12 protein-coding genes are annotated in these 12835 nt (G+C 60.0%); 9 read left to right on the top strand and 3 right to left on the bottom strand.

Features of this window, described 5'->3' with window-relative positions; translation table 11 throughout:
• Positions 1 to 7 precede the first annotated feature (7 nt).
• Positions 8 to 1819: a GAF domain-containing protein gene (locus LDN75_RS12980; protein WP_223932714.1), complete on the bottom strand. Its 1812-nt coding sequence runs from the start codon at positions 1817 to 1819 to the stop codon at positions 8 to 10.
• Positions 1820 to 1968: 149 nt separating this feature from the next.
• Here LDN75_RS12980 and LDN75_RS12975 point away from each other — a divergent pair, with 149 nt between their 5' ends.
• Genes LDN75_RS12975 through LDN75_RS12940 form a run of 8 tightly spaced genes read left to right on the top strand, consistent with a single transcriptional unit; the run spans position 1969 to position 10696 of the window.
• Positions 1969 to 3462: an aldehyde dehydrogenase gene (locus LDN75_RS12975; protein WP_223932713.1), complete on the top strand. Its 1494-nt coding sequence runs from the start codon at positions 1969 to 1971 to the stop codon at positions 3460 to 3462.
• Between the two features lie 31 nt (positions 3463 to 3493).
• On the top strand, positions 3494 to 4876 hold the full coding sequence (locus LDN75_RS12970; RefSeq protein ID WP_223932712.1) for an MFS transporter: 1383 nt from the start codon (positions 3494 to 3496) through the stop codon (positions 4874 to 4876).
• The gene (locus LDN75_RS12965; protein WP_223932711.1) at positions 4873 to 6063 is read left to right on the top strand and encodes an FAD binding domain-containing protein; all 1191 of its coding nucleotides are present in this window, start codon (positions 4873 to 4875) and stop codon (positions 6061 to 6063) included. Before LDN75_RS12970 ends, LDN75_RS12965 begins: the two co-directional genes overlap by 4 nt.
• 28 nt (positions 6064 to 6091) lie before the next feature.
• Positions 6092 to 6532 carry a hypothetical protein gene (locus LDN75_RS12960; RefSeq protein ID WP_223932710.1) on the top strand — a complete coding sequence of 147 codons (441 nt, stop codon included), beginning with the start codon at positions 6092 to 6094 and terminating at the stop codon, positions 6530 to 6532.
• On the top strand, positions 6529 to 7509 hold the full coding sequence (locus LDN75_RS12955; protein WP_223932709.1) for an amidohydrolase family protein: 981 nt from the start codon (positions 6529 to 6531) through the stop codon (positions 7507 to 7509). The genes LDN75_RS12960 and LDN75_RS12955 overlap by 4 nt, the downstream gene beginning before the upstream one ends.
• Positions 7502 to 8620 carry an NADH:flavin oxidoreductase/NADH oxidase gene (locus LDN75_RS12950; protein ID WP_223932708.1) on the top strand — a complete coding sequence of 373 codons (1119 nt, stop codon included), beginning with the start codon at positions 7502 to 7504 and terminating at the stop codon, positions 8618 to 8620. Before LDN75_RS12955 ends, LDN75_RS12950 begins: the two co-directional genes overlap by 8 nt.
• A gap of 46 nt (positions 8621 to 8666) precedes the next feature.
• Positions 8667 to 9362: a VOC family protein gene (locus LDN75_RS12945; protein WP_223932707.1), complete on the top strand. Its 696-nt coding sequence runs from the start codon at positions 8667 to 8669 to the stop codon at positions 9360 to 9362.
• Positions 9363 to 9388: 26 nt separating this feature from the next.
• Positions 9389 to 10696, top strand: a complete 1308-nt coding sequence (locus LDN75_RS12940; protein ID WP_223932706.1) for an MFS transporter — start codon at positions 9389 to 9391, stop codon at positions 10694 to 10696.
• Positions 10697 to 10750: 54 nt separating this feature from the next.
• On the opposite strand, the gene LDN75_RS12935 is transcribed toward LDN75_RS12940, so the two are convergent.
• Both LDN75_RS12935 and LDN75_RS12930 read right to left on the bottom strand, forming a co-directional pair.
• Positions 10751 to 11269 carry a hemerythrin domain-containing protein gene (locus LDN75_RS12935; RefSeq protein ID WP_223932705.1) on the bottom strand — a complete coding sequence of 173 codons (519 nt, stop codon included), beginning with the start codon at positions 11267 to 11269 and terminating at the stop codon, positions 10751 to 10753.
• A gap of 90 nt (positions 11270 to 11359) precedes the next feature.
• Positions 11360 to 11818 carry a DUF1003 domain-containing protein gene (locus LDN75_RS12930; RefSeq protein WP_223932704.1) on the bottom strand — a complete coding sequence of 153 codons (459 nt, stop codon included), beginning with the start codon at positions 11816 to 11818 and terminating at the stop codon, positions 11360 to 11362.
• 227 nt (positions 11819 to 12045) lie between these two features.
• On the opposite strand from LDN75_RS12930, the gene LDN75_RS12925 reads away from it, so the two are divergent.
• Positions 12046 to 12816, top strand: coding sequence for an SDR family NAD(P)-dependent oxidoreductase (locus LDN75_RS12925; RefSeq protein ID WP_223932703.1), 771 nt, complete (start codon positions 12046 to 12048; stop codon positions 12814 to 12816).
• Positions 12817 to 12835 lie beyond the last annotated feature (19 nt).

Raw genomic sequence — 12835 nt, 5'->3', positions numbered from 1 at the left:
TTGGGACTTAGACCTGAGCGGGTTGTGGGCTGGTATCGGCAATGTCGCCAATGGACAAGGCTGCGGCGAGGTCCATTGCGTGGTCCGGGCGGGAGAGGTCTTTCTGCGTCAGGGTCTGTATACGGCGCAGCCGTTGCGCCACTGTGTTCGGATGGACCTGCAGCAGTCGCGCCGTGTCCATGCTTATTTGCCCTGCGGAAAAGTAGGTTCTGAGGGTTTTCAGAAGCTCAGTTCCACGGGACTCGTCGTGCCTACGGACGGGACCGAGGGACCGTTCCGTGTACCGGAGCAGCTGGCTGGAATCGTCGAGTTGCAATAGCAGGCCCAGAAGGCCGAGGTCGTCAAAGGTGACTGATGTGTCAGTTCGGCCAGCCAGAGCGAGCATGTTCAGGGCCCCGGAGGTGGACCTATAGGCCCGGGGGTACATGCTGATGCCCGTGATGGGTCCGCGCGATACAGCGGTCGCAGTGGCGTGTGGCCGGCGTGACGCCGCCATTTTCCGGATCCTCTCCACCATCGTCGCATCCGTTGTAGAACTCTCAAGGGAGGTCGGCAGCAACACGACAATTCTGTCGTGATGGATGGCGCAAAGCGGGCGCGGTTTCAGCGTTGAGGCCCAGGCGTTGATCCGTCGGAGCCCCTGCTGCAGGCACGCGTCCTTATCGCCTTGTGCCACGCCGGACAAAGACAGGCCGACCATCGTATGGTCAATGCTCAAGTCGTGGCCCAGGCGCTCGGCACGGGCATGGATGGTGTCCAGCGCGGAAGGCTCTCCGCCGAGCAAGTCATTCAGGACCTCACCTTGGAGTCGCCATTGAGCTTCTTCGGCGGTTCGCACCCTAAGAAGTTCGAGAGAAGTAATCACCGTGGCGTGTTCAACGGCGCGCGTCTCGAGGGGAGTCAACGGTCCGGCCTCGGTCACGGTCCAAATCCTGGCAACTTCACTTTCATTGAGCAGCACCGGAAACACCTTGAAGTTGGCTGACCCCTCATCCCTCATGCCAGTCCTGGTTCTGTCGTCGGGGAATCCTGCGTCGGGATCGGATCGACCAATCACGGCTCCCTGGGAATCTTCGATCAAAACCGGACGCGATATAAGAATCGACAGTGCAGCGGCTATGCCGGGAACACCGCCACCCCTCAGAGCAATGTCAGTGAGTTTTTGGTGAATATCTTCAGATTTTTCCAGCAGATCCCTCTGCGTGTGGAGCTCCCGGTTGAGTAGCACGAGTTCCTCCATCCGGATGGCTTCGGCCGATCGCAGGCGGGAAGTCGTGAGTGCTATCGCCGCATGGTCTGCCAGTACCGCCAGAAGGGCGATCTCTTGTTGACCAAACTTGTGGATACCACTGCGATAGCAGTTCAGCGTCCCAATGACTCCCTGACCCGACTCAAGCAAAGGCACGGAGATCATGGACCGGTACCCCTGCTCCCGCGCGACGCCTCCCCAGGGCGCAAATTGCGGCTCCGCTTGGATGTCTGCAATCGCAACGGGCGCACCCGTTCGAAAGGCCTTGCTGGAAGGAGCTTCAGGTCCCGCGCTTTGGTTCAACAGGACAGGGTGATCCGCATTGACTTGGTCGATGTACTCACGGGAAAGGCCACTTGAACCCTCAATGGTTAGCCTCTGACCGGAGGGGTCAGGCAAGAGCACTCCACAGAATTCGTAACCCATGAGCCCCGCAGCAGTGTCGGCGATCAGGTCTAGCACAGGCGTGAGCGGCTGAGCTGCCACCACCGTCTGAGTGATGGCCCGAACACTGTCCAGCCAGCGATGAATCTCGAGCGATCCCTGGGCTCCAGGGCTGCGGTGCGTCATTCAAGGAGTCTAACCCACGATGTTCCTAGGCACATAGTAAACAGATAATTGTGTTGCTCAGAACATACTTTTGCAGTGACCTGAATCGCATACTGATAGGGATCCTTTCGAGAACGTCAAAGCTGACGAACGACGAGAAACGAGAAACCATGATCGAGCACCTCATGTTCATCAACGGGAAAGATGTTCCTGCCGAGAGCGGGGCATCTCTGACAATTTTCAATCCGGCCACGGGACGGCCGATAGCCACGGTGCCTGACGGCGTCCGTATCGACGTCGACAAAGCAGTTGCCGCCGCCCGTGTGGCTTTTGAAGCAGGGCCCTGGCCCCGCATGAGCCGGACCGACCGGGCAAGAGTCCTGCTTAAGGCAGCAGACGCGCTGGAAGCTGCAAGTGAAACTCTGTTCACGCTCGAAACACAGAACAATGGCCGCCCCATTACTGAGACGCGCGCCCAGCTCTCACGCGTACCGGAATGGTTCCGCTACAACGCGGCCCTTCTCGCCGCGCAACGGGACGCAGTCCTGCCCAGTGACGGTCCGTACCTGACCTACCAAAAGCGCACCCCACTCGGGGTGTGCGGAATTATCACTCCGTTCAACCACCCTGCACTGATCCTCGCTCGAAGCCTTTCTGCTGCCTTGGCCACCGGTAACACAGTGGTAGTCAAACCATCGGAGCTGACCCCACTGACAACCCTCGCCATCGCCAAAATTGTCACAGAGGCGGGCGTCCCCGAAGGTGTCATCAACGTTGTCACCGGCGGCCGCGAAGCAGGGATTGGTTTGAGCGAACACTCGGACGTAGCCAAAGTGACACTGACCGGCGGGACCGAGGCTGGACGTTCCGCGGCCGTGGCCACAGCATCACGGTTCGCACGCATTACCGCAGAACTTGGTGGCAAAACGCCCGTAATCGTCTTTGGAGACTATGAGCCTGTGGCAGCCGCCGAAGGTGCTGCCTTCGCTGCATTCGTTGCCTCCGGGCAGTCATGCGTGGCCGGTGCCCGTTTTCTTGTCCAAAGGGAACGGTATGCCGAGTTCGTTGAGGCGCTGGTCGCCAGAGCCAACGCCATCAAGATTGGTGACCCGGCACAGCCGGAGACCCAAATCGGACCGATGATCAGCGCTACGCAACGCCGCAAGGTCCTGGACTACATTTCCATAGGCCAAGAAGAAGGTGCACGCCTGGTTGCCGGCGGCAATGTTCCCGACCTGCCTGAAGACCTCCGTAATGGGTATTTCCTGCAGCCCACCGTTTTTGCCGATGCAACGAACAACATGCGCGTCGCTCAAGAAGAGATCTTCGGTCCCGTCGCCGTGATCGTTCCGTTCGACACAGAAGCAGAAGCCATAGAGATGGCCAACGACAACCGGTTCGGCCTCGGCGCTGCCGTCTGGACCCACGACCTCGCCCGCGGCCACCGTGTGGCGGCAGCCATTGAGTCAGGCATGGTCTGGGTCAATGACCACCACCGGCTCGAACCATCCCTGCCATGGGGCGGCATCAAGGAATCCGGCGCTGGAAAGGACGCGGGAACAGAATCCTTCGACGATTTCACCTGGATCAAAACAATCGTTGTACGAACAGCCGACACCAATGTCGACTGGTACGGCTCAGACACACCTGGACGTTTGAACTGAGTCAGCCGGCATCCTCGGAAGGGAGTACAAAGTGACGCAGAACAAACCGACTCAGGTGACGCCTGGCTGGCGACAACAAATCACCCGGGTGCAATGGTTGGTACTTTTCGGCACAACCATGGGATGGGCCCTCGATGGCTTCGCCGGAAGTCTCTACGCGCTGGTCCTGGGACCGGCCATGACGGACCTATTGCCGCACTCGGCAATTATGGTCAATTCAGCACAAATCGGCGTATACGGAGGACTGACCGTTGCCCTGTTCCTTGCGGGCTGGGCTACCGGCGGAATCCTCTTCGGCGTGTTGGCAGATTACTTCGGCCGCGTCCGCGTCCTGTCGATCGGCATCCTGACCTACGCAGTCTTCACCGCCGCTGCCGCGTTCGCAGATACATGGTGGCAGCTTGGCATACTCCGTTTCATTGCCGGCCTCGGGTCGGGCGTCGAAGCCCCTGTCGGGGCGGCGCTGGTCGCAGAAGTATGGCGCAACAGATACCGTGCACGGGCTTGCGGGGTCATGATGTCCGGATACGCAGGCGGATTCTTCATGGCAGCGCTGGCCTACGGCCTGCTCAGTGAAAACGGGTGGCGCTTCATGTTGGTCCTCGCGGTTGTTCCGGCCTTCCTGGTCTGGTTCCTGCGACGCTATGTCCCGGAACCGGAAGAGATCAAAGACGTCATCGCCAAGCGCAAAGAACGCAAGGGCAATACCTCGCGGGGACCTGAGGACCAATTTGTTCTCGGCAGGCTTCTTTCACCGCCACATCTACGGGCGACGCTCATCTGTACCGCCCTGGCCACTGGCGCCCTCCTCGCTTTTTGGAGCGTGTCCACCTGGTACCCCCAAATCATTCGCGACATGACCATCGCTGAATCGCTCCCAATGCAAGAGGCAAACCACCGCGTCGCCATCTCATCCATGCTGTTCAACGCCGGCGGAATACTCGGGTACGCATCCTGGGGCTTTATCGCCGACGCCATAGGACGCAAGAAGGCCTTCCTTGTCAGCTTCCTCATTGCCGGGGCCAGCGTCGCTTACCTGTTTCCCTTCGAGCACTCCTATGCCACCTACCTGATCATCATTCCAATCGTTGGCTTTGGGCTGTTCGGCGCCCTTTCCGGGAACTTCGTTTACGGTCCCGAAATGTTCGCACCGAGCATGCGGGCAAGTGGGATTGCCCTGGCCAACAGCATCGGCCGTTATGTCACCGCCGCTGGCCCGCTCGTAGCAGGTGTGATCGCATCCTCGTGGTTTGGAGGCAATCTCGGAGTGGCAACGGCAGTGTTGGCCTCCACGGGAATCCTCGCCCTCGTTGGCCTGTACTTTGCCCCCGAAACCCGCGACGCGGACCTACCAACGGATGCCCAAGCAGGCGCCCGTGAAAACCAAACCACATTGAAAGGAATTTCGTCATGAGCGCCTATGAAGGATCGCGTGCACTTGTTATCGGAGGATCGATCGGGGGACTCACAGCTGCCCTGCTGCTCCGCGACCTCGGATTCGACGTCGACATCTACGAACGGACACCAACAGACCTGGACGGACGTGGGGGCGGCATCGTTCTGCAACCGGACACTCTGCGATGGTTCCAGGAACGCAGTTCCCAACGGCCCGAAGACGTCAGCACCACAACGAGCTGGGTTCAATATCTCGACGGCGAAAACCGCATTATTGACCGGGAAGCCCGGTCCTGGTCCCACACATCGTGGGGCACGTTCTACCGCGCCTTGCTCACGGACTTCGGACGAGACCACTACCATCTGGGAGAGTTCGCCTGCGGTTTCGATCAGGACGAGGATTCAGTCACCGTACGGTTCGTCAGTGGCAGGGAAGAAAAGGCCGCCCTGGTTGTCGTCGCTGACGGCATCACCTCCGCCAACCGGGCTCGAATCGATCCGGATGTCACCCTTGAATACTCCGGCTACATCGGATGGCGCGGGACCGTCGACGAGGCAGATCTCTCGGCAGAAACGGCAAACCTGCTCAATGACGCCGTCACGTACAACGTCGTTCCCCATTCCCAGATCACGATGTATCCCATTCCCAGCGACAGGGGACTTGGTAAAGGACAGCGTCTCATGAACTACGTCTGGTACCGCAACGTTCCAGAAGGTCTTGAGCTAGACGAAATGCTCATCAGCAAGCAAGGATTCCCCGGGAAAGTCTCCGTGCACCCCAACCAGGTCCAGGACCGGTACGTGACTGAAATGCGGCAGGCCGCGTCCCGTCTGCTCGCACCGGCGGCAGCTGAACTGGTCACCTCCACGGAGTCCCCCTTCATCCAGGTGGTCTGGGACTCACGGGCATCGAAAATGGCCAATGGGCGCGTCGCACTCATCGGAGATGCCGCCTGTGCCGCCCGACCACATGCAGCTGCCGGCACAGCCAAGGCGGCCGCCGATGCTTGGGCCCTCAGTGAAGCCTTGACAGCTGCGGCAGGCAATATCGCCGAAGCGCTCGAGAAATGGGAACCGGGCCAGCTCCAGTTGAGCAGCAACCTGCTCACGCGTGTAAAAGCCATGGGCGAACGGTCACAGTTCACGAACACCTGGACCCCGGGCGACCAGGATCTTCGATTTGGCCTTTACGGCCCCGGACGCTAATCACAACAACCCAGGAAAGGACCTCACTATGACGGCCAACAGCTTCCTCAGCGATCTTCCCCTTGCAGGAACCCTTGTCGGAGAGAACTACGAAGGATGGTCCGAGGACCTCCGCCGAGAGTTCGCATCCCATGCCTTTGACGCACACGTCGGGTCCCAACTGCTCAGCCACAATGACCGGGTCAGGGTCTGGGAAATCCGGCTCGCGCCGGGTGAACGTTGGCATGCCCACCGCCATGTTCTTGACTACTTCTGGACCGCCGTCAACGCCGGCAGCAGCAGGCAGCATACCCATGACGGCACAACCCGTGATGTCTCGTACACCGCCGGTGAGACGCGGCACTTCCACTTCGGCGCCGGCGAGTACCTGCTTCACGACATTGAGAACATCGGTCAGACTGACCTCGTTTTCACCACCGTCGAACACCTCGACTCCTACAACGAGCCGCTGCCGCTGGACGCGGCATGAGCGCGGGTTTGATCGACGTTCACGCCCACTGGTTACCTTCGGACTTGTTCGGACTCCCATCCGGCTCTCCATATGGTGCCATGCGGGACCAAGATGGGGAGTTGTTCCTGGGAGACCTGCCGTTGTCTATCCGGACAGAGGCAATGAGCGACGTCAACGCGATCATCGCCGATATGGACGCCCATGAAATCTCGCTGCGGGCTGTGTCGCCACCACCGTTCGCCTTCGCCGTGAACTCATCGTCAGAGAACTACGTCGAGGACTACAACGCGAGTCTTTCAAAGGTGGTCGCCGAGTCGTCCGGTCGCCTGGCTGGCCTGGGACTGACCCGGCTCGATGACGAATCCAGTGCAGTGCGACAAGTCGCCGGCATCGCCAAAGCCGGCGTCCTTGCGGGGGTCGCCATCCCGCCGCTTCTGCGGGGAGAGTCACTGGACACCGGCGTGCTCCGGTCCGTGCTGGAATCGGCGGCCGAACACCGTCTGGCGGTGCTCGTTCACCCCATGCAGCTGCCACGTCCGGAATGGTCCTCCCACTACTTGGCGAACCTCATCGGCAACCCCGTGGAGACAGCAACGGCTGTGGCTGCGGGGATCCTTGGTGGCGTCCTTGAAGAACTGCCTGATCTGCGGATCTGTTTCGTCCATGGCGGCGGATGCGCTCCCGCACTTCTGGGGAGATGGTCACACGCATGGCATGCCCGGGCGGATGTCCGTGCGGGTAGTTCCAGCGATCCGCGGGAACTTTTCCGCTCCGCGTACTTCGACACCGTCACGCACGACCAAAACACGCTCGATCTGCTGGCGGCACACGCCGGACAAGACCGGATCCTCTGTGGAACCGACTACCCATTCGACATGGCAGAAAGCAACCTGCCCGCTTTCGTGGACAAAGGCGGTTTGGACCGAGCCGCACTGCAGCGTAGTGGTCAGACATTCCTGGGCCTGGCCCGAGATCGAAGGGGCCACGATGACTGAGCTGTTCGACCCCATTATTCTTCGGCAACTCACCATACCCAACCGTATTTGGATGTCTCCCATGATGCAGTTCTCATCCAATCCGACTGGCCCCGAAACCGGAGCAGCCACCGATTGGCATTTCCAGCACCTCGCCGCCCGCGCACTGGGCGGCGTAGGTCTGGCCATGGTCGAAGCAACCGCTATCAACCCGAGGGGGCGAAGCAGCCAATATGATCTGGGCCTGTGGAACGACCAGCAGGCAATCTCCCACCGCAGAATCATCGAATTCCTTCACGACCACGGGACCGCCGTCGGCATCCAACTGGTGCATGCAGGCCGCAAAGCCGCCAGCGGCCGCCCGTGGGGAGGCGAACGCCCTGAAGAAATGGAATGGGACCGTGTGGGTCCCAGCGCAGTGCCGTTCGGGACCATCGCAGCGCCGAAGGAACTAACCCGGGCGGAAATCCACGCCCTCGTCCGGGACTTCGCTCACAGCGCCCGTCGGGCCCATATGGCGGGCTTTGATGTGCTGGAACTCCACGGCGCCCACGGGTACCTGATCCACCAGTTCCTATCGCCCGCGTCCAATCACCGCACCGACGAATACGGCGGAGCTCTTGGCAACCGGTTGAGGTTGGCGGTGGAAGTCGTTGACGCTGTCCGGCAGGAATGGCCCGACGATAAGCCCCTGTTCTTCCGCGTCTCAGCGACCGACTGGCTGGCCGGGGACACCGGCGACGAACGCACCGGCTGGACCAGTGACGAGTCGGTCCTCCTCGCGAAGACCCTGAAGGACCATGGTGTCGACCTGATCGACGTCTCAACCGGAGGGTTGGTGCCCGACGCGCAGATTCCCGTCCGGCCTGGTTACCAGGTGGGATTCGCCGATCGGATCCGCAGAGAGGCGTCCATCGCAACAGCAGCTGTAGGGCTCATTACCGAACCTGGACAGGCAGCCGACATCATTGCCTCGGGAAAGGCCGACGCCGTCTTCCTGGCACGGAAGCTGCTTCGCAGCCCCAATTGGGCCCAGGAAGCGAGCGAGCAATTAGGCGGACCGGTGAGGTACCCCCACCAATACGCACGGGCGTTCAGAACACCAGTCCAGACCGCATTGTCTCGGTCCTGATACAGGACCCGAAAACCTGTTAATCCTCAAACCCAAGGAGCCATAAGTGATCACACTCGATCACATTGCTGTCTGGTCAGACAACCTATACCGCACCACCGTGGAACTCAGCCGCGAAACCGGTATCGGTTCCTCCGATGGCGGCTACTTTCCAGGGCTGGGATTGGGCCAAAAGATCATCTCACTGGGCAACTACGTCTACATCGAAGTAGAGAGCATAGTCGATCACCGGATGATCACAGACCGCGCCCCAATGGCCCTGGAACTGGAGCGGCAAACGGCTTCCGGTGATTGCTTCGCAGGCCTGTGCCTGCGCACCGACTCGCTGGACGACATCCACCAATTCGCCAAAGCGCACGGAATTGCGCCGATGGAAGGAATATCCGGTGGCAAAGTCGCCATGGTCCCCGCAGCCGACAAACCATCAATTCCGCACGCTCCCGACTTTTGGAACTCCTGGCGTTTGGGAAAACCCAACATCTACTACGTCCCCGACTTGGGCAGGCATTCGAGTCTGGCGCCGGTTCAGGTAGGCACGGGAGACCACAAGGGCGGCGGAGTCACATCCATCGAACTCGGCGGCAGCGAAGCCGACCTCCAGAAGTGGCTGGGCGATGTCGCCAGCACAAAAGAACTCGGCACGGAAATTACCTACAACGGCGGACCCGATGGACTATACGCAGTCACCTTCGACTCGTCCGCGGGACCACAAACTATTCGACTGAAACCCATCACTCTCTAACGTTCGCAACAGAAAAAGGAGACAAAATGTCAATAACCATCGCAGACGTTGCGGGGCTACAAAAGGCCCGGAGGGTGCGCCGTGCTGCTATCTCCGGTTTCTTTGGCAGCGCACTGGAGTACTACGACTTCGTCATCTACGGAACCGCTGCGGCCCTTGTCTTCGGCAAAGTGTTCTTCTCCGACATGACGGGCGGAGCAGGGGCCCTGGTATCCATCGCAACCTTCGGTGTTGCCTACGTCGCCCGCCCATTCGGTGCTATCTTCTGGGGCCACATCGGGGACCGTCTGGGCCGCCGGCTTGCCCTGATGCTCTCCATCGGGTTGATGGGGTCCGCCACCTTCTTCATCGGTATCCTGCCCTCCTACCAAACCATAGGTTTAGTCGCGCCGATTCTCTTGGTCCTTCTCCGGCTCCTGCAAGGCATCTCAGCAGGCGGAGAGGTGCCCGGATCCAGCAGTCTGACCGTAGAGCACGCCCCCGACGGCAAACGGGCGTTCTACACTGCTTTCTCCATGAGCGGCATGCAGCTGGGCATGTCACTGGGCACTCTGGTCTTCCTGCCTCTGGCCGCAATGCCCCAGGAACACTTGATTTCCTGGGGATGGCGTATCCCGTTCCTTCTCAGTGGCGTCCTGACCATAATCGCTTACCTCCTCAGGCGAAATCTTGAAGAACCCGAAGTTTTCAAGGAAGTACGCGAGGAAGGCAAAACGGATTCACTCCCCATCGTCACCCTTTTGCGTTATCACTGGAAAGCTACACTTCGCGTACTCATCTGCAGCTGCATCAACGTCGTCGGGACCATTTTCAACGTGTTCACCCTGGCCTATGTGTCGCAGAACCAAGGCGTATCGAGCGTCACCATGCTGGTAGCGGTCTCTGTAGGCAACATTGGTGCCGCGGTCATGGCACCCGTGGTTGGCGTATGGGCGGACCGATTTGGACGACGCCCGGTTTACATCATCGGCGCCTTGGGTGCCACTTCCACCCTGTTCGTCCTCTTCAACGCCATCGACTCGGGCAATATCATGCTCATGTTGATCGCGGCGGTCCTGGGAATCAGCGTCTTCTATAGCATGGCCATAGGCGTCGGCGCCGCATACTATGCCGAGCAATTCCCGGCAAAGGTGCGGTATACGGGGATGGCTGTAGGCCTCATGCTCGGCTTGGTTGCGGCTGGTTTCGCCCCAACCATCGCCCAAGCACTCGGCGCCGGGCCAAGCTCCTGGCAGCCGGCAGTATGGTTGTGCCTGGCCGTAGGGATCCTTGGCGCTATCGCAGCCTTCGCGGGGCCGGAAACCAGCCGAAAAACTACGCGTGAACTCGGGTGAGCGACTCAACCCGAAGGGCCCGTACAACACAATCCGTGCACAAAGTCAGGCTTCTCAGCTTTGTTTGTGATCGTGAGCGTGAGTATGGGTTTCACCGACCAGTTCGTGTAGCCCTTCAACGGCGGACGCCAGTGAAAGTTCAGCGGAATCAGCGATAAACGGCATGAGGAGGTTGTTCTCCTTATCCAAGTGCAAGGCGAAGAGTTCTTCTATGACGCCGCCGGTCACCGCAGCCTTCACACCGCGGGAAACACTAAGTTGTTCCACCAGACGGACAATTGCTTTGTGCTCTGCCAACATGCCTTCAACCAGAAGCCTGCCCTCTAAAGCTTTCCTGGGGCCTCCATAAAGGGGACCTTCCTCTGCCAAAGCGTGCGGAATCAGCTCATGCTGGCACCAGGCAAGCAACTCCTCCTGTGCGTGATGCTCGGCGTTGGAGTCACGCTCCTCGACCGCCCGTACGAGCGTGGCCACGAGCTCCCGCAGCTTCCCAAGCATCTCGGCGTGATGATGCTCAACGGCCTGGAGTGCGCGGCGTTCTGCTGCCGGATCTTTGTGCGCGTCGTGATGCATAGCGTCTCCTGTTTCCTGCCACGTGAGCGAGCGGGGTGCCAAAGCCAAGCATTTCCACTCTACGTCGCTGGACGTTTCCAGCAACCCCGTTTAGGCGTCCGGGACCGGCGGGGTTGTTCCGCCGTCGTTTGTCCCTGACATTCGCGGCTCCAGCAGCAGGACCCGGAGCTCCTCAAGTAGTTCCAACTGCTGGCTGTTGACGGCCATCAGCCGATCGATCTCGGTCTTCGCCTGCGTGTCCGTTTCATAATCGTGGAGAGCCATGGCTGCGGCTATCGCATCCTGCCGCTTTGCAGCAATCAGCAGTATGGCACCTTGGAGACCGGCCAGCATGGACAAAAAGAGGTTCAGGAGAATAAACGGATAGGGGTCCCATGCCTGATTGGCAAAAATAAACGTATTCATGGCAGCCCAAACTGACATGAATACTAGAAAGAGCCCAACGAAAGTCCAGCTGCCCATGCCATTCCGAAGGAGGTCTGCCGCGCGCTCACCTCGGCTCAGACCCGCCTTATGCTGCCCATGCCACGTTGTCTTTGTTTCACTCATGAGCACAGCGTAGAGGCATGCTCGGAAGCATAGGGACTTTCAGCACTTGTTGGCCGCTTTGTCCGCGCCGCACGCTATTGCTTAAGGACACATACACGACTTAGGAACAAATACACTACCCAGTCCACGGGGCTTCCAGCTGGCAAAAGGCGAGCCAAACACGGCAGCCGGATTCCTCAAAATGCTGGTTCGGCGTTCCGGGGACCTGAATGTAGAAGGAGCGTCCCATGCCCGCATGGCACGAAGTTGTCACACCTGGCCGGTTTGACGGTCAGACCGTCATCGTCACCGGGGCAGCCTCTGGCATCGGTCGTGCGACCGCGCTGCGCGTTGCAAGGGAAGGCGGGCACGTCATCGCCAGCGATGTGAGCCAGGATGGCTTGGACCGGCTTGTTGCCGATCATTCAGAATTGGACCTCGTGCCCGCGGCGGGTGATATCAGCGCAGAGGACGCCGTGCGGCGTGTCGTCGCCGCAGTGAACGGAAGGGTTGACGCCTTGGCGAACGTCGCTGGCATCATGGACAGTTTTCAGCCTGTTCATGAGGTAGACGACGCGACATGGGAGCGGGTTCTCAACGTGAACCTCACGTCGATGATGCGCCTCATGCGCGCGGTGGTCCCCTTGATGCTCGACGCCGGATACGGCTCAATCGTGAATGTGTCATCGGAAGCCGGACTCCGAGGCTCCGCGGCAGGAGCAGCTTATACCGTTTCCAAGCACGCAGTCATCGGACTCACGCGTAGTTCGGCCGTAATGTACGGGCGCAAGGGCATTCGCGTGAATGCCATCTGCCCCGGCGGAACAAGGACCAATATCCATGCCGAGTTCCAGTCCCAGCTCGCGGTTGAAGTTCTTGGCCCGCTCATGCAGGCCAATGTGCCGCCTATCGCAGAAGCCGAGGAACTCGCGGCCGGCATAGCGTTCCTGCTGAGCCGGGACGGATCGAATATCAACGGGAGTGTGCTCCCCTCGGACAACGGATGGGCCGCAATCTGAGAGGGGGCAGCCGCAAGAG

This window comes from Arthrobacter sp. StoSoilB5 (genome assembly GCF_019977235.1).
GTDB lineage: Bacteria > Actinomycetota > Actinomycetes > Actinomycetales > Micrococcaceae > Arthrobacter.
The sequence above is the reverse complement of the archived record's forward strand: the minus strand, read 5'-3'. Positions and strand labels throughout refer to the sequence as shown.